The sequence below is a fragment of the Citrobacter telavivensis genome, from assembly GCF_041807075.1.
Lineage (GTDB): Bacteria > Pseudomonadota > Gammaproteobacteria > Enterobacterales > Enterobacteriaceae > Citrobacter_A > Citrobacter_A telavivensis.
In genome coordinates, this window is the sequence record NZ_JBGUBF010000008.1 from 35902 (window position 1) to 56973 (window position 21072).

The 21072-nt window shown below is 53.7% G+C and carries 21 protein-coding genes; 15 read left to right on the forward strand and 6 right to left on the reverse strand.

The window, feature by feature from the left end:
- Positions 1-32: 32 nt before the first annotated feature.
- Both ACERJC_RS21915 and ACERJC_RS21920 read left to right on the forward strand, forming a co-directional pair.
- Positions 33-1436: an MFS transporter gene (locus tag ACERJC_RS21915; protein WP_286631735.1), complete on the forward strand. Its 1404-nt coding sequence runs from the start codon at positions 33-35 to the stop codon at positions 1434-1436.
- Positions 1437-1446: 10 nt separating this feature from the next.
- Positions 1447-3408, forward strand: coding sequence for a glycoside hydrolase family 127 protein (locus tag ACERJC_RS21920; protein WP_373672485.1), 1962 nt, complete (start codon positions 1447-1449; stop codon positions 3406-3408).
- Positions 3409-3486: 78 nt separating this feature from the next.
- On the opposite strand, the gene aaeR is transcribed toward ACERJC_RS21920, so the two are convergent.
- Entirely contained in the window at positions 3487-4416 is a 930-nt protein-coding gene (gene aaeR, locus ACERJC_RS21925) for an HTH-type transcriptional activator AaeR (RefSeq protein ID WP_152406187.1), read from the reverse strand.
- 182 nt (positions 4417-4598) lie between these two features.
- Between aaeR and aaeX the strand changes: the two genes are divergently transcribed.
- The 5 genes from aaeX to ACERJC_RS21950 all read left to right on the forward strand — a co-directional run bounded on the left by aaeX (position 4599) and on the right by ACERJC_RS21950 (position 9556).
- Positions 4599-4802 carry a p-hydroxybenzoic acid efflux pump operon protein AaeX gene (gene aaeX / locus ACERJC_RS21930; RefSeq protein ID WP_000051841.1) on the forward strand — a complete coding sequence of 68 codons (204 nt, stop codon included), beginning with the start codon at positions 4599-4601 and terminating at the stop codon, positions 4800-4802.
- 7 nt (positions 4803-4809) lie between these two features.
- Positions 4810-5742 carry a p-hydroxybenzoic acid efflux pump subunit AaeA gene (gene aaeA, locus ACERJC_RS21935; protein WP_152406186.1) on the forward strand — a complete coding sequence of 311 codons (933 nt, stop codon included), beginning with the start codon at positions 4810-4812 and terminating at the stop codon, positions 5740-5742.
- Between the two features lie 5 nt (positions 5743-5747).
- Positions 5748-7715, forward strand: coding sequence for a p-hydroxybenzoic acid efflux pump subunit AaeB (gene aaeB, locus ACERJC_RS21940; RefSeq protein WP_152406185.1), 1968 nt, complete (start codon positions 5748-5750; stop codon positions 7713-7715).
- A 90-nt stretch (positions 7716-7805) separates the two neighbouring features.
- Entirely contained in the window at positions 7806-9254 is a 1449-nt protein-coding gene (locus ACERJC_RS21945) for an NAD-dependent succinate-semialdehyde dehydrogenase (protein WP_373672486.1), read from the forward strand.
- Between the two features lie 29 nt (positions 9255-9283).
- Positions 9284-9556 (forward strand): barstar family protein, encoded by a 273-nt coding sequence (locus tag ACERJC_RS21950; protein WP_152406183.1) that lies wholly within the window; start codon positions 9284-9286, stop codon positions 9554-9556.
- Between the two features lie 58 nt (positions 9557-9614).
- On the opposite strand, the gene yhcN is transcribed toward ACERJC_RS21950, so the two are convergent.
- Together yhcN and argR are read right to left on the reverse strand one after the other, a co-directional pair.
- Complete coding sequence (yhcN, locus tag ACERJC_RS21955) at positions 9615-9878, reverse strand: peroxide/acid stress response protein YhcN (RefSeq protein WP_042324990.1); 264 nt, start codon at positions 9876-9878, stop codon at positions 9615-9617.
- A 367-nt stretch (positions 9879-10245) separates the two neighbouring features.
- The gene (gene argR, locus ACERJC_RS21960) at positions 10246-10716 is read right to left on the reverse strand and encodes a transcriptional regulator ArgR (RefSeq protein WP_042324992.1); all 471 of its coding nucleotides are present in this window, start codon (positions 10714-10716) and stop codon (positions 10246-10248) included.
- 415 nt (positions 10717-11131) lie between these two features.
- Between argR and mdh the strand changes: the two genes are divergently transcribed.
- Entirely contained in the window at positions 11132-12070 is a 939-nt protein-coding gene (gene mdh, locus ACERJC_RS21965) for a malate dehydrogenase (protein ID WP_178822969.1), read from the forward strand.
- Positions 12071-12175: 105 nt separating this feature from the next.
- Here mdh and degS read toward each other — a convergent pair whose 3' ends face one another.
- From degS to zapG, 3 genes are all read right to left on the reverse strand, one after another.
- The gene (degS, locus tag ACERJC_RS21970) at positions 12176-13243 is read right to left on the reverse strand and encodes an outer membrane-stress sensor serine endopeptidase DegS (protein WP_152406181.1); all 1068 of its coding nucleotides are present in this window, start codon (positions 13241-13243) and stop codon (positions 12176-12178) included.
- A gap of 90 nt (positions 13244-13333) precedes the next feature.
- Complete coding sequence (degQ, locus tag ACERJC_RS21975) at positions 13334-14701, reverse strand: serine endoprotease DegQ (RefSeq protein ID WP_152406180.1); 1368 nt, start codon at positions 14699-14701, stop codon at positions 13334-13336.
- Between the two features lie 168 nt (positions 14702-14869).
- Positions 14870-15268: a Z-ring associated protein ZapG gene (zapG, locus tag ACERJC_RS21980; protein WP_043001761.1), complete on the reverse strand. Its 399-nt coding sequence runs from the start codon at positions 15266-15268 to the stop codon at positions 14870-14872.
- A 192-nt stretch (positions 15269-15460) separates the two neighbouring features.
- Between zapG and zapE the strand changes: the two genes are divergently transcribed.
- The 7 genes from zapE to nanA all read left to right on the forward strand — a co-directional run bounded on the left by zapE (position 15461) and on the right by nanA (position 21031).
- The gene (zapE, locus tag ACERJC_RS21985; protein ID WP_178822971.1) at positions 15461-16585 is read left to right on the forward strand and encodes a cell division protein ZapE; all 1125 of its coding nucleotides are present in this window, start codon (positions 15461-15463) and stop codon (positions 16583-16585) included.
- A gap of 231 nt (positions 16586-16816) precedes the next feature.
- Positions 16817-17245, forward strand: coding sequence for a 50S ribosomal protein L13 (gene rplM, locus ACERJC_RS21990; RefSeq protein ID WP_000847559.1), 429 nt, complete (start codon positions 16817-16819; stop codon positions 17243-17245).
- Between the two features lie 15 nt (positions 17246-17260).
- Positions 17261-17653: a 30S ribosomal protein S9 gene (rpsI, locus tag ACERJC_RS21995; RefSeq protein WP_000829815.1), complete on the forward strand. Its 393-nt coding sequence runs from the start codon at positions 17261-17263 to the stop codon at positions 17651-17653.
- Between the two features lie 303 nt (positions 17654-17956).
- Positions 17957-18595 carry a stringent starvation protein SspA gene (gene sspA, locus ACERJC_RS22000; RefSeq protein ID WP_042998321.1) on the forward strand — a complete coding sequence of 213 codons (639 nt, stop codon included), beginning with the start codon at positions 17957-17959 and terminating at the stop codon, positions 18593-18595.
- 5 nt (positions 18596-18600) lie between these two features.
- Positions 18601-19101, forward strand: coding sequence for a ClpXP protease specificity-enhancing factor (sspB, locus tag ACERJC_RS22005; RefSeq protein ID WP_152406178.1), 501 nt, complete (start codon positions 18601-18603; stop codon positions 19099-19101).
- Between the two features lie 111 nt (positions 19102-19212).
- Complete coding sequence (gene nanR, locus ACERJC_RS22010) at positions 19213-20004, forward strand: transcriptional regulator NanR (protein ID WP_371896144.1); 792 nt, start codon at positions 19213-19215, stop codon at positions 20002-20004.
- Positions 20005-20137: 133 nt separating this feature from the next.
- On the forward strand, positions 20138-21031 hold the full coding sequence (gene nanA / locus ACERJC_RS22015) for an N-acetylneuraminate lyase (RefSeq protein ID WP_373672487.1): 894 nt from the start codon (positions 20138-20140) through the stop codon (positions 21029-21031).
- The last annotated feature ends 41 nt before the right edge of the window (positions 21032-21072 follow it).

The following is a 21072-nucleotide window of genomic DNA, read 5'->3' on the forward strand; positions in this document are numbered from 1 at the left end:
GGATAAATCTGCTTCAGACGAGGAACCTTTTTATGACCTCTACATCACTGACGGAAACGGATATTGCCGGAAGTCATCCCGACGAAAAATTGTCGATCCGCGAAAAGATTGGCTACGGGCTGGGCGACGCGGGTGGCACGGTGATCACCTGCCTGATCATGAACTTTTTGACCTTTTTCTACACCGATGTCTTCGGGCTGACGCCCGCACTGGTTGGCACCTTGTTTTTGGTGCTGCGCGTTTTCGACGCTATTTCCGATCCGATTATGGGCGCGGTTGCTGACCGTACCCGCAGCCGCTGGGGGCGTTTTCGCCCGTGGCAACTGTGGATCGCCGTGCCCATCGGCGTTATCGGCGTACTGACCTTTACCGTTCCGGACGCATCAATGGGGGTCAAAATCGCCTGGGCCTTTGGTACGTATTTGTTGCTTTCGGTGAGCTATACCGCGATTAACGTTCCTTATTGTGCGCTAATCAATACCATGACCACGCGCCACACTGAAGTCATTGCCTGCCAGTCCTGGCGCTTTGTGCTGTGCGGTGTGGCGGGCTTTTTGGTCTCCGTCGGGTTGCCGTGGCTGGTGGAGACGCTCGGCCATGGCAACACCGCGCAGGGTTACCAGCTTGGCGTCGGCGTACTGTGCGCCGTCGCGGTGGTAATGTTCCTGTGCTGCTTCTTCTGGGTACGTGAGCGGGTGTCGCTCAACATGATGGGCCACTTTTCCCTGCGCGAACATCTGGCGGGCCTGCGCAAAAACGACCAGTTACTGCTGATGCTGTTGATGTCATTCCTGCTGATTAACGTGTTTAATATTCGCGGTGGTGGCTACATGTACTTCATCACCTACGTGTTGCAGGGCAGCACCGCCTACACCTCGCTGTTTTTTACCATGGTGACGTTCGCTTCCATTATCGGTTCGGTGATGGTTAACCTGCTGTCGCGCCGCATTGATACGGTCAAACTCTACTATCACACCAACCTGGTGTTAGCTTTACTTGCGGTCATTATGTGGTTTCTGCCCGCCAGTCCTGACTGGCAGACGTTATGGTTGGTCGTGATCCTCGGGAACGGCATTATCCTTGGCTTTACCCTACCGCTGCACTTTTCGCTGATGGCCTTTGCCGACGACTACGGCGAGTGGAAAACCGGCGTGCGTTCCTCCGGCATGAACTTTGCCTTCAACCTGTTCTTTATCAAGCTGGCATGGGCCTCCAGCGCCGGGATTATCAGCCTGGTGTTTATTGCCGTTGCTTACAGGGCAGGGGCGGAAAACCAGACGCCCGCGTCATTGCAGGGGATTTTCTCAATGGAAAGCCTGCTGCCCGCACTGTTCCACCTGCTGCTGGCGCTGTCTATCCGCGCCTGTAAACTCAATAACCCGATGATGACCCGTATTTCCGGTGATTTACGCCAGCGTCACGCCCAGGCCCTGTAGGAGCAAAAAAATGAAACCTGAAATCATGGAAGTGGATCTCCACCGGCTTAAGGTCAGCGATCCGTTTTTCGGCCAGTACCAGCAACTGGTGCGCGATGTGGTAATCCCTTATCAGTGGGATGCGCTTAACGATCGTATTGCGGAAGCGGAACCCAGCCATGCGATTGAAAACTTCCGTATCGCCGCCGGGCGGCAGCAGGGGGAGTTTTACGGCATGGTGTTCCAGGACAGCGATGTGGCGAAATGGCTGGAGGCGGTGGCGTGGTCGCTGTGCCAGAAGCCAGATGCGGAACTTGAGAAAACCGCCGACGAGGTGATCGAGCTGATTGCCGCCGCCCAGTGTGAAGACGGTTATCTGAATACGTATTTCACCGCCAAAGCGCCGGATAAGCGCTGGAGCAATCTGGCCGAATGCCACGAGCTTTACTGCGCCGGACATATGATTGAAGCGGGCGTCGCCTTCTTTCAGGCCACCGGCAAGCGTAGCCTGCTGAACGTGGTGTGCCGCTTTGCTGACTATATCGACAGCGTATTCGGCAAAGAAGAGCACAAGCTGCACGGTTATCCCGGCCACCCGGAGGTGGAGCTGGCGCTGATGCGGCTGTATGAAGTGACACAGGAGCCGCGCTATCTGAATCTGTCGCGCTATTTTGTCGAAGCGCGCGGTACGCAGCCGCACTATTACGACATTGAGTTTGAAAAACGCGGTGGCACTTCGCACTGGCTGATTTACGGCGCGGGCTGGATGACGCACGATAAGGACTACAGCCAGGCGCATTTACCGTTAGCGGAGCAACAGACGGCCGTCGGTCACGCGGTGCGTTTTGTCTACCTGATGACCGGCGTGGCACATCTGGCGCGCTTAAGTCAGGACGAAGAAAAACGCCAGATCTGCCTGCGTCTGTGGAAAAACATGGCGCAGCGCCAACTGTACATCACCGGCGGTATCGGTTCGCAGGGACGTGGTGAAGCGTTCAGTTGCGACTACGATCTGCCAAACGATACGGTATACGCCGAAAGCTGCGCCTCCATCGGCCTGATGATGTTTGCGCGTCGGATGCTGGAAATGGAAGCCGACAGCCAGTACGCCGACGTGATGGAGCGCGCGCTCTACAATACTGTGTTGGGCGGCATGGCGTTGGACGGCAAGCATTTCTTCTATGTGAATCCGCTGGAAGTGCAGCCAAACGTACTGAAATTCAACCATATTTACGATCACATCAAACCTGTTCGTCAGCGCTGGTTCGGCTGCGCCTGCTGCCCGCCGAATATCGCGCGTACGCTGACCTCTATTGGTCACTATATTTATACGCCGCACCCGGAAGCGCTCTATATCAACCTGTATATCGGCAACCGCGTAACGGTTCCGGTCAATGGCGGTGAGCTGGGCCTGAAAATTAGCGGTAATTTCCCCTGGCAGGAACGGGTGGAGATAAGTATCGACTCCCCACAGCCGGTGGCGCATACGCTGGCGCTGCGGCTGCCGGACTGGTGCGACAAGCCACAGGTGTTGCTCAACGGTTCGCCTGCCGAGGGTGAGGTACGCAAGGGCTATCTGCATATCCGCCGTGACTGGGGAGCGGGCGATACCCTCACGTTAACGCTGCCAATGCCGGTACGCCGTGTTTACGGCAATCCGCAGGTGCGCCACGTGGCGGGTAAAGTCGCGCTACAACGCGGGCCGTTGGTGTACTGTCTGGAAGAAGCCGACAACGGCGCGTTACTGCATAATCTGAGCCTGCCGAAAGAGAGCGCGTTTACCGCCATCGAAGGGAAAGGTATTTTCGCGCATAACGTTCTGATTCAGGCGCAGGGATACCGGCAAAGCCCAAAACAGCAGGGCGAGCAGCCGCTGTGGCACTACGACACCGCCCCCGGTGTGCGTCAGGATCACACGCTGACGTTTATCCCATGGTTTAGCTGGGCCAACCGCGGTGAAGGGGAGATGCGGATTTGGGTGGATGAGGCGTAGTCAGACGGCAGGCATGTTTCTGGCGGATAACGGGATTTTTTGGCCGTTATCCGCTATTGTCTCGCCTGAATAAGGTGTCTATTTCTCTTTTCCTCGTCCGTGCATTCCCTGAAAAATCGTTGCCACGTCGACGAAATAGTCGGTCAGGTAGTTAATCACCACCTGCACTTTCAGTGGCAGTTTGTCTTTTTCGGTATACAGCGCATAGACCGGACGCGGATCGGACTGGTAGCGCGGCAGTAAGATCTCAAGCTCGCCCCGATTGATCTCGTTGATCACCCACATCAGCGGGACATAGGCGACCCCCGCACCGGCGGTCAGCCAGCGGTTGAGGGTCATCGGATCGTTAGTGACGAATCGCCCTTGTGGGATCAGTCGCGTGGAGATCCCTTCCGGGGCGATCAGTTCGAATTCATTATCCGGACGCACGCTGTATTCCAGCCAGGAGTGGTTGGTGAGGTCGGCCGGTTTTTCCGGTATACCGTATTGGGCGAGATAGCTTTTCGCTGCGCACAGCACCATCGGCATCGCGCCCAGGCGACGGGAAAACAGACTGGAATCCTGCAGGGCGCCCACGCGGATGACGACATCCAGGCCGTCAGCAATCAGATCGGGTGCCGGAATGCCGGTGACCAGATTGACCGTCAGGCCTGGATGCTCTTTGAGCATTTTGGCGGTGATCCCCGCGAGGACATTTTGTGCCATGGTTGAAGAACAGCCAATGCGCAGCGTACCAATTGGCGTGTTGTTAAAGGCGTAAAGTTGCTCATGAACATCCTGCACTTCATGCAGCATACGCCGACAGCCCTGATAATAAATTTTTCCGGCTTCAGTAAGCCCAATGCTGCGCGTGCTGCGGTTCAGCAACTTAACCTGCAGCTCATCTTCCAGTTTTGCCACCGTCTGGCTGATCGACGAAACACTCATTTGTAACCGTCTGGCAGCGGCGGTGAAGGAACCAAATTCCACCACTTTCGCGAACACCGACATGCGTTTTAATCGTTCCATTATTCACTCTGGCTTAAAAGTGATTTAGATCACATATTATAGATAACAGCATAACAGTTACGGTAATATATTATTATTCAAATAAAGGCTGTGTCGCTCTCGCCTGGCTTTCCTTGCCCTTCTCCGCGTCGACATCAGCTGAAAACTGCATCGCCTGCACTCTCTAAAATATCAAGGTCAACATGAGTCTGTTTCCCGTTATCGTGGTGTTTGGTCTTTCCTTCCCACCGATATTCTTTGAATTGCTTCTGTCACTGGCGATTTTCTGGCTGGTGCGCCGGGTGCTGGTGCCTACGGGCATCTATGATTTTGTCTGGCATCCGGCGCTGTTTAATACTGCGCTGTATTGCTGTCTCTTTTACTTGATATCGCGCCTGTTCGTTTGAGGTTGAAGTGAAAACACTAACAAGAAAAATCTCCCGTACGGCCATTACCCTCGTTCTGGTCATCCTGGCGTTCATCGCTATTTTCCGCACCTGGGTCTATTACACTGAGTCACCATGGACGCGTGACGCCCGCTTCAGTGCGGACGTGGTTGCCATCGCGCCGGATGTTGCCGGACTTATCACGCATGTTAATGTCCACGATAACGATCTGGTGAAGAAAGATCAGGTGCTGTTCACCATCGATCAACCGCGTTACCAAAAAGCACTGGAAGAAGCTGAAGCCGATGTCGCCTATTACCAGGTGCTGGCGCAAGAGAAACGCCAGGAAGCCGGACGTCGTAACCGTCTTGGCGTCCAGGCGATGTCTCGTGAAGAGATCGATCAGGCCAACAACGTTCTGCAAACCGTATTACATCAGCTTGCCAAAGCGCAGGCGACCCGCGATCTCGCAAAGTTAGATCTTGAACGTACCGTCATTCGTGCCCCTGCGGATGGTTGGGTGACCAACCTGAACGTCTATACCGGTGAGTTTATCACCCGGGGGTCAACCGCCGTGGCGCTGGTGAAACAGAACTCTTTCTATGTACTGGCCTATATGGAAGAGACCAAACTGGAAGGCGTACGCCCTGGCTATCGCGCAGAAATTACCCCGCTGGGCAGCAACAAGGTTTTAAAAGGGAGAGTCGATAGCATCGCGGCAGGGGTCACCAATGCCAGCAGCACGCGCGACGATAAAGGCATGGCGACCATCGATTCGAATCTGGAATGGGTACGCCTCGCGCAGCGCGTTCCGGTACGGATCCAGCTTGACGATCAGCAGGAAAACCTGTGGCCAGCCGGTACCACCGCGACTGTCGTGATCACCGGCAAGCAGGATCGTGATGAAAATAATGACTCGTTCTTCCGCAAAATGGCGCATCGTCTGCGCGAATTTGGTTAATCGCGATGGGCATTTTTTCCATCGCCAACCAGCACATTCGCTTTGCGGTCAAACTGGCCTGTGCGATTGTTCTCGCGCTGTTTGTTGGCTTCCACTTTCAGCTTGAAACGCCGCGCTGGGCGGTACTGACGGCAGCGATTGTCGCGGCGGGCCCGGCCTTTGCCGCCGGCGGCGAACCGTACTCCGGCGCGATTCGCTATCGTGGGATGTTGCGCATCGTCGGGACGTTTATCGGTTCGATTGCGGCGCTGGCGATCATCATTGCGATGATCCGCGCACCGCTGCTGATGATTCTTGTCTGCTGTATCTGGGCGGGTTTTTGTACCTGGATCTCCTCGCTGGTCCGCGTCGAGAACTCCTATGCGTGGGGGTTATCGGGCTACACAGCGCTGATTATCGTCATTACCATTCAAACCGAGCCGCTGCTGACGCCGCAGTTTGCCGTAGAGCGCTGTAGTGAGATTGTCATTGGTATTGTCTGCGCCATTATGGCGGATCTGATTTTTTCTCCGCGATCGATCAAACAGGAGGTGGATCGCGAACTGGATAGCCTGCTGGTGGCGCAGTACCAGTTGATGCAGCTGTGCATTAAGCATGGTGATAGCGAAGACGTGGATAAGGCCTGGGGCTCGCTGGTGCGTCGGGCAACCGCGCTGGAAGGAATGCGTAGCAACCTGAACATGGAATCCTCCCGCTGGGCGCGGGCGAATCGCCGCCTGAAGGCGATTAATACGCTGTCGCTGACCATGATTACGCAATCCTGCGAAACCTACCTGATCCAGAACACGCGTCCTGAGCTGATCACCGATACCTTTCGTGAGTTCTTCGCCATGCCGGTTGAAACCGCGCAGGATGTGCATAAACAGCTTAAGCGTCTGCGCCGGGTGATTGCATGGACCGGTGAGCGCGAAACGCCCGTTACGCTGTATACCTGGGCCGGAGCGGCCACGCGCTATCTGCTGCTCAAGCGTGGCGTGATCAGCAATACCAAAATCAGCGCCACGGAAGAGGAGGTGCTGCAGGATGAACCCGTGGTGAAAGTCGAATCTGCCGAGCGCCACCATGCCATGGTGAACTTCTGGCGCACCACGATCTCTTGCGTGCTGGGGACGCTGTTCTGGCTGTGGACCGGCTGGACCTCCGGTAACGGCGCCATGGTGATGATTGCGGTGGTCACCTCGCTGGCGATGCGTCTGCCGAATCCGCGCATGGTCGCCATTGACTTTATTTACGGGACGCTTGCCGCGCTACCCCTGGGGGCGCTCTATTTTCTGGTGATCCTTCCCAATACCCAGCAAAGCATGCTGCTGCTCTGTCTGAGTCTCGCGGTACTGGGGTTCTTTCTGGGGATCGAAGTACAGAAGCGGCGACTGGGCTCTATGGGCGCGCTGGCCAGTACCATTAACATTATCGTGCTGGATAACCCGATGACCTTCCACTTCAGCCTGTTCCTGGACAGTGCGTTAGGGCAGATTGTGGGTTGTGTACTGGCCTTTCTGGTCATCGTGATTGTGCGCGATAACTCGCGCGACCGTACGGGCCGCGTGCTGCTCAACCAGTTCGTCTCTGCGGCGGTGTCGGCGATGACCACCAACGCGGTGCGACGCAAAGAGAACCATCTTCCCGCGCTCTATCAGCAGCTGTTTCTGTTGATGAACAAATTCCCCGGTGATTTGCCGAAGTTCCGCCTGGCGCTGACAATGATCATTGCGCACCAGCGCCTGCGGGATGCGCCGATTCCGGTCAATAGCGATCTCTCCGCCTTCCACCAGCAGTTGCGTCGTACGGCGGATCACGTCATTTCTGCCGTGAATGATGACAAGCGCCGACGCTACTTTGGTCAGCTATTAGACGAACTGGACGTGTATCAGGAAAAACTGCGGGTCTGGGAAGCGCCGCCGCAGGTCACCGAACCGGTGAAACGGTTGACCGGCATGTTGCACAAGTACCAGCATGCACTAACCGACAGCTAACCCACAGAAACCGACGCCAAAAGCGTCGGTTTTTTTATGGCTATACTTATTCGATGTGCGCAACTCAGGACATCAGAAGGAGAAAACAGCATGCAAACGCTTCAGGACAACGAACTTTTTCAGACGGGATATCTGGTTGATGGGCGGTGGAAAACGCTTGATACCACCTTTGATGTGCTTAATCCGGCAACGGGCGAAACGATCGCGAAGGTGGCGAAAGCGGGGAAACAACAGACCGAAGAGGCCATTGCGGCGGCCAGTAAGGCATTTCCTGCCTGGCGGGCAAAAACGGCAAAAGAGCGCTCGGCGATTCTGTACCGCTGGTATGAATTGATCATCGAAAACAAGAGTTGGCTGGGACGGCTGATGACCATCGAACAGGGTAAACCGCTGAAAGAAGCCGAGGGTGAGGTGGAGTACGCGGCCAGCTTTATTCAATGGTTTGCCGAGCAGGCGAAGCGCGCCAACGGTGAAATCATCCCGCCGATCAAACCCGGCTCCCGCATTCTGGCGACCCGCGAACCGATAGGCGTGGTGGCGGCAATCACGCCGTGGAATTTCCCGATGGCGATGCTGACCCGTAAGCTTGGCCCGGCGCTGGCGGCGGGCTGTACCGGGGTGATAAAACCGGCCAATAACACGCCGCTGAGTGCCTTTGCACTACTTACGCTGGCGAAGAAAGCGGGGGTGCCCGATGGCGTTCTCAACGCCGTAGCGGGCAATACGCCGGAAATCAGCGACGCCATCATGGCAAGCCATGAGGTGCGCAAAATTTCATTCACCGGTTCAACGGCAGTCGGTAAAACGCTGGTGCGTAACGCGGCAGAAACCATGAAGAAAGTGTCGATGGAGCTGGGTGGTAATGCCCCCTACATCGTGTTTGACGATGCCGATATCGATGCGGCGGTGAAAGGCGCTATCACCAATAAGTTCCGTAATGCCGGGCAGGTCTGCGTCAGCGTGAACCGCTTTTATATCCAGGAGAGCGTCTACGATGAATTCACCCGAAAACTGGCCGATGCGGTTCAGGCATTGAAGGTGGGGAATGGTCTGGATGAGGGTATGGTCGTGGGACCGCTAATCGAACCTTCAGCGGTCGATAAAGTGCGTGAGCACGTTGAAGATGCCGTTGCGAAAGGGGCGAAAGTGCTGGCGGGCGGGAAAGCGCACGCGCTCGGCGGCAACTTCTGGCAGCCTACCGTGTTGGGTGAGTGCAGTGATGGCATGACGCTGGCGAGTGAAGAAACGTTCGGTCCTGTTGCCGCCTGCTTCCGCTTTACCAGCGAAGAAGAGGTGATTCAGCGTGCGAACAACACGCCGTTTGGCCTGGCCGCTTACTTCTATACGCAAAACCTGCAACGGGTGTTCCGTGTCTCCCAGGCCATTGAAAGCGGCATGATCGGGATAAACGAATGTGCAGTGTCCACCGAACTGGGACCGTTTGGCGGGGTGAAAGAGTCCGGACTGGGTCGTGAAGGATCGGTGCTGGGGTTAGACGAATTTCTGGAAGTGAAAACCCTGCATATTGGCGGCCTGTAGTCAGACTGAGGTCGGGAAGGTGGCAATAGATGAATATCTATACATTTGATTTTGATGAAATTGAAGATCAGGACGACTTCTATCGTGAGTTTGCGCGGATGTTCGGCCTTGCCAAAGAGAAAGTGAGTGACCTCGACTCTCTGTGGGACATCATCATGAGTGAAGCGCTGCCGTTACCGCTGGAGATCGAGTTTGTGCATCTACCCGACAAATCACGCCGACGTTATGGCGCATTGATTTTGTTGTTTGATGAAGCGGAAGAAGAGCTGGAAGGTCAACTGCGTTTTAATGTTCGTCATTGAGAGATAAAAAAAGCCCCCGACAGTCGGGGGCAAGGTCGTCGGACTAGACGACGAGGGTTTATTTGTACAATTCGGCAGTGGCATGCCAGGTGTCACCGCTACGCGCTTCGGTGATTTGATAGGCTGATGCGCCTTTTTCCTGGGCTTTTTTGTTCAGCATTTCATGCATGTCCATTGGGCTGGAGCCGATTGCACTTACGGAGACAGAGCCAATCGCTTCGCGATTTTGTGCTTGTTCTGCGCTAATAGAATCTGCGGCGAATGCGCCGAAAGAAAGAACAGAGAGAACGCTTAACGCAGCAACAGTTGTTTTGATTTTCATGATAAGTACCTCGTCGAATTTATTATTGGGGGTCTTCGTTTCGTGACCCTCATCACAAAATCAAGTATACACTAATCACGCGATAAATTAATACCACGCTAATTGTTTCACTGATGGGTAAGTAATGAAAATTTTGTTTTTTATGCTTATCTGGAATTAAAAAGTCATGGGATTTTATTTATATCTAATAAAATCATATGGATATTAAATTTTGCGATTTGTGCGGTTTTTAGTTTGCATATTCACTGTGTGAATGATTTTGGGCAGATAAACGCACTATTTGCTAAATAAGCGGCAGTTAAATTAACGGAGAACGGACGTTAATGCAGGGTTTTACCCCGCCACGTCGGCGGCGGGGTGGGAAGGGTCAAAGCTCTTGTTCGAACAGTTCAAGAATGGCTTCGTAGAGATCTTTCACCGTAAAGCCATTGGCCGGAGTGGTAAAAATGGTGTCATCCCCGGCGATGGTTCCGAGAATACCTTCTGCTTTGCCCAGGGAGTCCAGCAGGCGGGCGATCAATTGCGCCGCACCTGGGCTTGTGTGGATCACCACCACCGCATCGTTAAAGTCGATATCAAGAACCAGGTTTTTCAGCGGGCTGGAGGTAGTGGGTACGCCCAGTTCAGCCGGGAGGCAGTACACCATCTCCATTTTTGCGTTGCGGGTACGAACAGCCCCAAACTTTGTCAGCATGCGTGAAACTTTGGACTGGTTGATGTTATCAAAGCCCTGATCCTGCAATGCGAGGACAATTTCGCCCTGAGAGCTGAATTTTTCTTCTTTAAGTAGCGCTTTGAACGCTTTAACTAATTCTTCTTGCTTAGCTGAGCTTCGCATAAGTCACCCGTAGTATGAGAGTGGAAACAACATTATTATGCATACAGATGAATTTTTATGCAAACGGTCTGCCCAAATGAAGGCTGAAATAATGTTATGAAAGAGCGGAATTTTATCAAATTTCGTTATCAAGAAACATGCCTATGTCACGCCTCGCAAATAAGCTTAAAAGTAAATTAATTGTTATCAAATTGATGTTGTTTTGGGCTGGCAGTAGGGTATATTGTCACCACCTGTTGGAAAGTTGCTCTACAGCACAGACATCTTCGGGTTACGTCAATTAAATGCATAAAAGCTAAATTCGCGTGACTACACAGAATTGAATACGGGTGATTGTGTTCATCGAAATTGTGGTTTAACGTCGCCGCCGCGGAGCAACAAACACTTAGTTTATCAATATAATAAGGAGTTTAGGATGAAAGTCGCAGTCCTCGGCGCAGCTGGCGGTATCGGCCAGGCGCTTGCACTACTGTTAAAAACCCAACTGCCTTCAGGTTCAGAACTCTCCCTGTACGACATCGCTCCAGTGACTCCCGGTGTGGCTGTAGATCTGAGCCATATCCCAACTGCTGTGAAAATCAAAGGCTTCTCCGGTGAAGACGCGACCCCGGCACTGCACGGTGCTGATGTGGTGCTGATCTCCGCAGGTGTGGCGCGTAAACCGGGTATGGACCGTTCCGACCTGTTTAACGTCAATGCGGGCATCGTGAAGAACCTGGTACAGCAGATCGCGACGACCTGTCCGAAAGCCTGCATCGGTATCATTACCAACCCGGTGAACACCACTGTCGCTATTGCCGCAGAAGTACTGAAAAAAGCGGGCGTTTACGACAAAAATAAACTGTTTGGCGTGACCACGCTGGACATTATCCGCTCCAACACCTTTGTAGCGGAACTGAAAGGTAAGCTGCCGACTGAAGTTGAAGTTCCGGTTATCGGCGGACACTCTGGCGTGACCATTCTGCCACTGCTGTCGCAGATCCCAGGCGTAAGTTTCACTGACCAGGAAGTGGCTGACCTGACCAAACGTATCCAGAACGCCGGTACTGAAGTGGTTGAAGCGAAGGCGGGTGGCGGATCGGCAACCCTGTCTATGGGCCAGGCGGCCGCGCGTTTCGGTCTTTCACTGGTTCGCGCACTGCAGGGCGAAAAAGGCGTTGTAGAATGTGCCTATGTTGAAGGCGATGGCCAGCACGCACGTTTCTTCTCTCAGCCGCTGCTGCTGGGTAAAAACGGCGTGGAAGAGCGTCAGTCTATCGGCAAACTGAGCGCATTCGAGCAGAACGCGCTGGAAGGCATGCTGGATACCCTGAAGAAAGATATTCAGTTAGGCGAAGAGTTCGTTAACAAATAAGTGCGATTGTCGGATGGTGGTGTAAACACCTTATCCGGCCTACAAACTCATCGAGACGCATAAAAAACCGGAGCGGGCTCCGGTTTTTTTACATCTCAATTAAGGTTAATTCGTTGCCGGGTATTCCTGGATGGTGACCTGCAGCGTCAGTTGCTTATCATCACGCATGACAATCACCGGAATCACCGATCCGGGGCGAATCTCTGCCACCTGGTCCATCGTTTCCAGTGCGGAGACTGCGGGCCTGCTGTTCACGGAGATAATCAGATCGTTAACCTGAATACCGGCCTGTGCCGCTGGGCCATCAGGTGCCACTTCATTGACGACGATCCCCTGAATCTGATCTATGCCACCGCCCTGGGTGTGCAGTGGGGCGATTTCACGACCGCCAATCCCAATGTAGCCACGAATAACACGACCATCGCGGATCAGCTTATCCATAATCTTGGTCGCCAACTGGAACGGAATGGCAAAGCCGATCCCTTCTGGCGTTTCGCCGTCATTGCTTTTATCAAATGACAGTGTGTTGATGCCCATGAGTTCGCCCAGCGAGTTCACCAGTGCGCCGCCGGAGTTACCGTGGTTGATAGAAGCATCCGTTTGCAGGAAGTTCTGTCGTCCGGTTGGGTTCAGGCCGATGCGCCCCGTAGCGCTGATAATGCCCTGAGTGATGGTCTGTCCGAGGTTATAGGGGTTACCGATCGCCAGCACCACGTCGCCGATATGCGGTGAACGTCCGGCATTGATCGGAATCGTCGGCAGACCGCCAGTGGCATTGATTTTCAGTACCGCCAGATCGGTCAACGTATCGGAGCCGACCAGCAGCGCCTCAAACACTCGTCCGTCCTGTAAAGCGACGATAATCTGATCGGCATCGTTGATCACATGCTTGTTGGTAATGATGTAGCCGCGCTGATCCATAATCACACCGGAACCCAGAGTGCGGATTTCCAGTTGATTATGCGCGGTGCTGTTCATACTGCGGTTATAGACGTTGACCACAGCAGGGGCCGCGCGACGTACCGCAGAGTTATAGCTGGCGGGCGTCTCGTCGGCACTGTCATATTGCGGCGCAGAAAACGTGTTGATTTTGCGAAGCGAAGGCATGGCGGCCAGAAGAATGGCGCCAACAATCAAACCAATTGCGACCGAACGTAAGAGCTTCACTAACATGATGGAGGCGTCATTAATAAAGGGAACGGCAGCAGCATATCACGAGTTAACCGGACATCACACGCGAGGCTGATGTCCGGCAGCCTGGATTTAGCGCAGGAGCAGATAAATGCTCTCGTTACCGCGGACTATCTGTAGCGCGATAATGGACGGTTTGGCTTCCAGCACTTTGCGCATCTCGGCGATCGAGTTCACCCGGTCACGGTTGACCCCAATGATCACATCATCCTTTTGCAGACCAGCCTGTGCGGCGGGGCTGCTCTTTTCAACGCTGTCAATTTTGATGCCTTTACTGCCGTCTTTAAGCTGACCGTCACTCAGCGTCGCCCCCTGCAATGCCGGGGCAATCATCTCTGCGCTGGCAGACGACGAGGTGCTGGTATCGAGCGTCACTTCCACCTCCAGCGGCTTGCCGTTACGCAACAGGCCCAGCTTCACTTTGGTGCCGGGTTCTGTGGTGGCAATTCGGGAGCGCAGTTCGGCAAAACTGTTGAGCGGTTTACCGTTGAGGCTGGTGATCACATCGCCGGACTTAATGCCCGCTTTGGCGGAACCGGAGTTCGGCAGCACTTCGCTGACAAAGGCACCGCGCTGTACGTCCATTTTGAACGCTTTGGCGATGTCGGCAGTCATTTCGGTGCCTTTAATGCCCAGAAGACCGCGCTTGATTTCACCAAACTGAATCAGTTGCTGCGCCAGGATGCGGGCCATATTACTGGGGATGGCAAAACCGATCCCAACGCTGCCGCCGCCAGGCGCAAGGATGGCGGTGTTAATACCGATCAGTTCACCGTTCAGGTTAAGCAGCGCGCCGCCGGAGTTACCGCGGTTAATTGAGGCGTCGGTTTGAATAAAGTTTTCCAGACCTTCCAGATTCAACCCGCTGCGCCCCAGCGCCGAGACGATACCGGAAGTTGCGGTTTGCCCCAGGCCAAACGGGTTACCGACTGCCACGGCGAAATCACCGACGCGCAGTTTATCCGAGTCGGCGATGGCGATTTGCGTCAGCTTGCTGGCGTTTTGAATTTGTAGCAGGGCGATGTCGCTTTGATCGTCGCTGCCAATCAGTTTAGCCTCGAACTCACGTCCATCATTCAACTGGACGCTGATCTTCTGCGCCTGATTAATCACGTGGTTATTGGTCAGAACATAGCCTTTCGCGGCGTCGATAATGACCCCAGAACCCAGCCCTTCAAACGGCTGCGCCTGCTGATCCGGCAGGTCATCACCAAAGAATTTTTTAAACTCTTCCGGGACTTTCTGCGTTTGGGTCGCGGTGCCTTCAACCTTCACGCTAACGACGGCAGGCAGCACCTTTTCGAGCATCGGGGCGAGACTGGGAAGCGCGGGCTGGCCGGGAACCTGGCCTGGAATCGACGCAATGGCCTGAAATGGCGCCGAGAGAGTTAACCCGACACTTAACGCTAATGCACTCAACAGCTGGGTTTGTATTTTCATTGATCCTGCTCTCGTACCTTGAGTAAAGGGAAAGACGATTCAAAACAGTTTGATGTTATTGAATTTTCAATCTGCTAACAATGCGGATAATGATTAAATGATAGTCGGGACGGGAGATAAGAGGTGGGCGCAATCGCTGCGCCCAGGAAAAATATTAACGATGTGCGATTAGTCGCGCTTTGCACCACTACGCAGCAGGCCGGATGCGCCTTCGGAATAGTCACGCGGCATTTGTACCGGTGCCTGGTCGTTACCGGCTTCAGACTCGGCCAGACGGTTACGGAACGGGTTAGATTCCGCTGACAGTTCCGGCAGCAGGCTGCTGGAGCTTTTCGCCATGTGCTGATACAGCTGGCGGTAATCGTGGGCCATGGTGTCCAGCAACTCAGCGCTGCGGGCAAAATGGCTGACCAACTCTTCACGATACTCTTCCAGCTCGGCTTTATTCTTTTCCAGTTCGTACTGCAACGCCTGTTGCTGACGTAATTTCCGGTTACCAAAACGCATGGCTACAGCACCGACGATGATGCCGACGACTAACCCAATTAGCGCATATTCCCAGGTCATGAACATCTCCCGTTGTCTTTTGTTTCCGTAGGGTGTTGGCTTTAGGCTCCATGCCTGCGCCTGATACTGCCACTATAACCGCTAATCCCGCAGAAGTGGAATCCCGTCTTTATATCGCGTAGTGTAGAACGGCCTTTTTTTCGTCAACCGTGAACGACGGCACACCGATTTTCAAGGAATAACAATAACATCATGCAAAGCTTTACCCCCACATCCCGTTACCTGAAAGCCATTAACGATGGTACTCACCAGCCCGATGACGTGCAAAAAGAGGCGGTTAATCGTCTGGAGATTATTTATCAGGCGTTGACCTCGAACAAAACCTCAGTCCCTGAAACAAAAGGGTTTATGGCCCGCGTCGGTAAGCTGTTGGGAAAAAAGGAAGCGGCGCATAGCGCTTCGGTGCGAGGCTTATATATGTGGGGTGGCGTAGGGCGAGGGAAAACCTGGCTGATGGATCTGTTCTACCATAGCCTGCCAGGCGTTCGGAAGCAGCGCCTGCACTTCCACCGCTTCATGCTGCGCGTGCATGAGGAGTTAACGGCTCTGCAGGGGCAAACCGATCCGCTTGAAATCCTGGCCGACCGCTTTAAGGCCGAGACGGATGTGCTGTGCTTTGATGAGTTTTTTGTTTCTGATATTACTGACGCCATGCTGCTCGGCGGTCTGATGAAGGCGCTGTTTGCGCGCGGTATTACGCTGGTGGCGACATCGAACATTCCGCCTGATGAGCTCTACCGTAACGGGTTACAGCGCACGCGTTTTCTTCCCGCGATCGATGCGATTAAACAACATTGCGACATCATGAACGTAGACGCGGGTGTGGATTATCGTCTGCGGACGTTGACCCAGGCGCATTTGTGGCTCTCTCCGCTGAATAATGAAACGCAGCAGCAGATGGACAACCTCTGGTTGGCGTTGGCGGGTGTCAAACGTGAACAGGGGCCGGTTCTGGAGATCAATCACCGCCCGTTGCCGACGCTGGGTATGGAAAACCAGACGCTGGCGGTGTCATTCCACACTCTGTGTGTCGATGCCCGTAGCCAGCATGACTACATTGCGCTTTCCCGGTTGTTCCACACCGTCATGCTGTTTGACGTACCGGTGATGACGCCGCTGATGGAAAGCGAAGCGCGCCGTTTTATCGCGCTGGTGGATGAATTTTACGAACGCCACGTCAAGCTGGTGGTGAGCGCCGCCGTGCCTCTCTATGAGGTGTATCAGGGCGAGCGACTGAAGTTCGAATTTCAGCGCTGTCTGTCGCGTTTGCAGGAGATGCAGAGCGAAGAGTATCTGAAGCGGGAACATATGCCCTGACGCCTACCAACAAACTGTTGGGCAAATCACATTTAGGGGTCGATCTTTGACCCCGACTTCTCTATAATCTTGCGACCCCACGTTACAAGAAAGTTTTTTTCCCAAAACTTTTTGTGTGCTGGCATTGGCTATTCGAAGGGGTAGGTTTGCCGGACTTTGTCGTGTGAACCTCAACTGACATAACGTTTGGGTGTTCACCAACGTGTAACTTATTTATTGGGTAAGCTTTTAATGAAAACTTTTACAGCTAAACCAGAAACCGTAAAACGCGACTGGTACGTTGTTGACGCGACCGGTAAAACTCTGGGCCGTCTGGCTACTGAACTGGCTCGTCGCCTGCGCGGTAAGCATAAAGCGGAATACACTCCGCACGTAGATACCGGTGATTACATCATCGTTCTGAACGCTGACAAAGTTGCTGTAACCGGCAACAAGCGTACTGACAAAGTGTACTATCACCACACCGGCCACATCGGTGGTATCAAACAAGCGACCTTTGAAGAGATGATTGCCCGCCGTCCTGAGCGTGTGATTGAAATCGCGGTTAAAGGCATGCTGCCAAAAGGCCCGCTGGGTCGTGCTATGTTCCGTAAACTGAAAGTTTACGCTGGCAACGAGCACAACCACGCGGCACAGCAACCGCAAGTTCTTGACATCTAATCGGGATTATAGGCAATGGCTGAAAATCAATACTACGGCACTGGTCGCCGCAAAAGTTCCGCAGCTCGCGTTTTCATCAAACCGGGCAACGGCAAAATCGTTATCAACCAACGTTCTCTGGAACAGTACTTCGGTCGTGAAACTGCCCGCATGGTAGTTCGTCAGCCGCTGGAACTGGTCGACATGGTTGAGAAACTGGATCTGTACATCACTGTTAAAGGTGGTGGTATCTCTGGTCAGGCTGGTGCGATCCGTCACGGTATCACCCGCGCTCTGATGGAGTACGATGAGTCCCTGCGTGGCGAACTGCGTAAAGCTGGCTTCGTTACTCGTGATGCTCGTCAGGTTGAACGTAAGAAAGTCGGCCTGCGTAAAGCACGTCGTCGTCCGCAGTTCTCCAAACGTTAATTGTTTTCTGCCTTTGGCAGATTACCGTTGGCGAAAAACCCGCTTCGGCGGGTTTTTTTATGAATAAACCTGGCGTAATCCTCTGACAAAACCCTCTTTTTCCCCATTTCCAGAATCGACTCACCACAAAGGTCACAAAATCTGGTAAACTATCATCCAATTTTCCGCCCAAATATCGGGTATTGCTCATTTTTTGTTTGCTTTTTGAACGATGATGACTTTTCCGAAGTGGGTGTCATCACTTCTGACTGGCCATGCGATGGCCGGTAGCAGTAAAAATTCTGAATATACCTGGAGGTTTTCATGGCTGTCGCTGCCAACAAACGTTCGGTAATGACGCTGTTTTCTGGTCCTACTGACATCTATAGCCATCAGGTCCGCATTGTGTTGGCGGAGAAAGGTGTAAGTTTCGAGATCGAGCACGTGGAAAAGGACAATCCCCCGCAGGATCTGATTGACCTCAACCCGAATCAGAGCGTCCCGACACTGGTGGATCGTGAGCTGACCCTGTGGGAATCTCGCATCATTATGGAATACCTGGATGAGCGTTTCCCTCATCCGCCATTGATGCCGGTTTACCCGGTGGCACGTGGTGAAAGCCGCCTGTACATGCACCGTATCGAAAAAGACTGGTATACGTTGATGAACGTCATCGTTAACGGGTCTGCTTCAGAAGCTGACGTTGCCCGCAAACAACTGCGTGAAGAGCTGCAGGCGATTGCACCGGTATTCGGTCAGAAACCGTATTTCCTGAGCGATGAATTCAGCCTGGTGGATTGCTACCTGGCGCCGTTGCTGTGGCGTCTGCCGCAGTTGGGAATTGAGTTCAGTGGGGCGGGCGCGAAGGAATTGAAAGGTTATATGACCCGCGTCTTCGAGCGTGATTCTTTCCTGGCGTCCTTAACCGAAGCTGAACGCGAAATGCGTCTTGGCCGGGGTTAATACCGATGGATTTGTCACAGCTAACACCACGTCGTCCGTATCTGCTGCGCGCTTTCTATGAGTGGTTGCTGGACAACCAGCTCACGCCGCACCTGGTGGTGGATGTGACGTTGCCTGGCGTGCATGTCCCAATGGAATATGCACGCGACGGGCAGATTGTCCTGAACATTGCGCCGCGTGCGGTGGGGAATCTGGAGCTGGCAAATGACGAGGTGCGTTTTAACGCCCGTTTTGGCGGTGTTCCGCGTCAGGTTTCTGTGCCGTTAGCCGCAGTGCTGGCTATTTATGCGCGTGAAAACGGTGCCGGAACGATGTTTGAACCGGAAGCGGCCTATGACGAGGATGTTGCCAGTCTCAACGATGATGATGCGGCATCTGGCGCAGAGAGCGAAACCGTTATGTCTGTCATTGACGGTGATAAGCCGGATCATGATGATGACAACAGCCCGGATGACGATCCGCCACCCCCGCGTGGTGGTCGACCGGCATTACGTGTTGTTAAATAGATGAAAACAGGCCCAGTGAGGCCTGTTTTTGATCGCGCCGACCACGGTTTCGCCCTCCTTCCGATCCTGTGTTACGATGAGCCTGCTGTTGTTTGTCACCGTGATTCGCAAATAGGTCTTATGAACGCATTCGATTCGCAAGCAGAAGATTCTCCCGCTACCATTGGGCGTAGCCTTCGTCGTCGTCCGCTGGCGCGTAAAAAGCTGTCGGAAATGGTCGAGGAAGAGTTAGAGCAGATGATCCGTCGTCGTGAATTCGGCGAGGGAGAACAGTTGCCGTCCGAGCGGGAACTGATGGCCTTTTTCAACGTCGGTCGTCCTTCTGTACGTGAGGCGTTGGCAGCGCTGAAGCGCAAAGGTCTGGTGCAAATCAACAACGGCGAACGCGCCCGCGTTTCACGTCCTTCGGCGGACACCATCATTGGTGAACTGTCCGGAATGGCGAAAGATTTCCTCGCACATCCTGGCGGTATTGCCCACTTTGAGCAATTGCGTCTGTTCTTTGAGTCCAGCCTCGTGCGTTATGCCGCGGAGAATGCGACAGAGGAACAAATTGATCTGCTGACAAAAGCACTGGAGATCAACAGTCAGTCGCTGGATGATAACGCGCTGTTCATCCGTTCAGATGTCGATTTTCATCGCGTGCTGGCGGAGATCCCCGGCAATCCGATCTTTATGGCGATCCACGTTGCGCTGCTTGACTGGCTGATCGCCGCTCGCCCGACCGTGTCGGATCGTGAGCTTTACGAGCACAATAACGTGAGTTATCAGCAGCATATTGCCATCGTAGAGGCCATTCGCCAGCGCGATCCGGATGAAGCCGACCGCGCCTTGCAATCTCATCTCAACAGCGTTTCCGCCACCTGGCACGCGCTCGGTAAAAATTCAAAAACACGTAAGTGATCGCGATCCTGACGATCGATTAGTGAAGCAGATCGCACTATAAGCGTTCTGTATTGTGCTGCTGCTTATTTGATCTGGTATAACAGGTATAAAGGTATGCAGTTAGATAACACTAATCATGACAGAGGTCGTTATGGCAAAAGATTTACGAGGCGTGATGCCAGCGTTGTTAACCCCCTTCGATAACCAACAAAAACTGGATATTGAGAGCCTGCGCCGACTGGTGCGTTTTAACATCGCTCAGGGTATTGATGGGCTGTACGTCGGTGGCTCTACCGGCGAAGCCTTTGTGCAGAACTGTGCGGAAAGGGAGCAGGTGCTGGAAGTGGTCGCGGAAGAGGCGAAGGGCAAGGTGACGCTTATCGCTCATGTTGGAACGGTCAGCACTCACGAGAGCCAGCAACTCGCTCGCGCAGCGCACCGTTACGGCTTTGATGCGGTCTCTGCGGTAACGCCGTTCTACTATCCGTTCAGCTTTGAAGAACACTGCGATCATTACCGGGCCATTATTGATTCAGCAGATGGCCTGCCGATGGTGGTCTATAACATTCCGGCGTTGAGTGGCGTGAAGTTAACGCTGGATCAGATCAACACGCTGGTGACATTGCCTGGCGTTGGCGCACTGAAACAAACGTCGGGCGATCTGTTTCAGATGGAACAGATCCGCCGCGCGCATCCGGATCTGGTGCTCTATAACGGTTATGACGAAATTTTCGCTTCTGGCCTGCTGGCCGGAGCGGACGGTGGTATCGGCAGCACTTACAACATCATGGGCTGGCGATATCTGGGAATTGTGAAAGCGCTCAAAGAAGGCGACATCCGGACGGCGCAAAAGCTGCAAACAGAGTGCAATAAGGTTATCGATCTCCTCATTAAGGCCGGCGTGTTCCGTGGGCTGAAAACGGTTCTGCACTATATGGATGTGATTTCTGTACCACTATGCCGTAAGCCGTTTGCCCCTGTAGAGGAAAAATACGTGCCTGCACTGAAAGCACTGGCGGAACAATTGATGGCGGAACGTTCCTGATGGGGTGCCGGATGGCGCTGATGCTTATCCGGCCTACAAAA

Excerpts from the sequence above, each read along its gene's own strand:
- ACERJC_RS21915 (WP_286631735.1), top strand. The coding sequence starts at position 33 with ATGACCTCTACATCACTGACGGAAACGGATATTGCCGGAAGTCATCCC.
- ACERJC_RS21920 (WP_373672485.1), top strand. The coding sequence starts at position 1,447 with ATGAAACCTGAAATCATGGAAGTGGATCTCCACCGGCTTAAGGTCAGC.
- aaeR (WP_152406187.1), bottom strand. The coding sequence starts at position 4,416 with ATGGAACGATTAAAACGCATGTCGGTGTTCGCGAAAGTGGTGGAATTT.
- aaeX (WP_000051841.1), top strand. The coding sequence starts at position 4,599 with ATGAGTCTGTTTCCCGTTATCGTGGTGTTTGGTCTTTCCTTCCCACCG.
- aaeB (WP_152406185.1), top strand. The coding sequence starts at position 5,748 with ATGGGCATTTTTTCCATCGCCAACCAGCACATTCGCTTTGCGGTCAAA.
- ACERJC_RS21945 (WP_373672486.1), top strand. The coding sequence starts at position 7,806 with ATGCAAACGCTTCAGGACAACGAACTTTTTCAGACGGGATATCTGGTT.
- ACERJC_RS21950 (WP_152406183.1), top strand. The coding sequence starts at position 9,284 with ATGAATATCTATACATTTGATTTTGATGAAATTGAAGATCAGGACGAC.
- yhcN (WP_042324990.1), bottom strand. The coding sequence starts at position 9,878 with ATGAAAATCAAAACAACTGTTGCTGCGTTAAGCGTTCTCTCTGTTCTT.
- argR (WP_042324992.1), bottom strand. The coding sequence starts at position 10,716 with ATGCGAAGCTCAGCTAAGCAAGAAGAATTAGTTAAAGCGTTCAAAGCG.
- mdh (WP_178822969.1), top strand. The coding sequence starts at position 11,132 with ATGAAAGTCGCAGTCCTCGGCGCAGCTGGCGGTATCGGCCAGGCGCTT.
- degS (WP_152406181.1), bottom strand. The coding sequence starts at position 13,243 with ATGTTAGTGAAGCTCTTACGTTCGGTCGCAATTGGTTTGATTGTTGGC.
- degQ (WP_152406180.1), bottom strand. The coding sequence starts at position 14,701 with ATGAAAATACAAACCCAGCTGTTGAGTGCATTAGCGTTAAGTGTCGGG.
- zapG (WP_043001761.1), bottom strand. The coding sequence starts at position 15,268 with ATGACCTGGGAATATGCGCTAATTGGGTTAGTCGTCGGCATCATCGTC.
- zapE (WP_178822971.1), top strand. The coding sequence starts at position 15,461 with ATGCAAAGCTTTACCCCCACATCCCGTTACCTGAAAGCCATTAACGAT.
- rplM (WP_000847559.1), top strand. The coding sequence starts at position 16,817 with ATGAAAACTTTTACAGCTAAACCAGAAACCGTAAAACGCGACTGGTAC.
- rpsI (WP_000829815.1), top strand. The coding sequence starts at position 17,261 with ATGGCTGAAAATCAATACTACGGCACTGGTCGCCGCAAAAGTTCCGCA.
- sspA (WP_042998321.1), top strand. The coding sequence starts at position 17,957 with ATGGCTGTCGCTGCCAACAAACGTTCGGTAATGACGCTGTTTTCTGGT.
- sspB (WP_152406178.1), top strand. The coding sequence starts at position 18,601 with ATGGATTTGTCACAGCTAACACCACGTCGTCCGTATCTGCTGCGCGCT.
- nanA (WP_373672487.1), top strand. The coding sequence starts at position 20,138 with ATGGCAAAAGATTTACGAGGCGTGATGCCAGCGTTGTTAACCCCCTTC.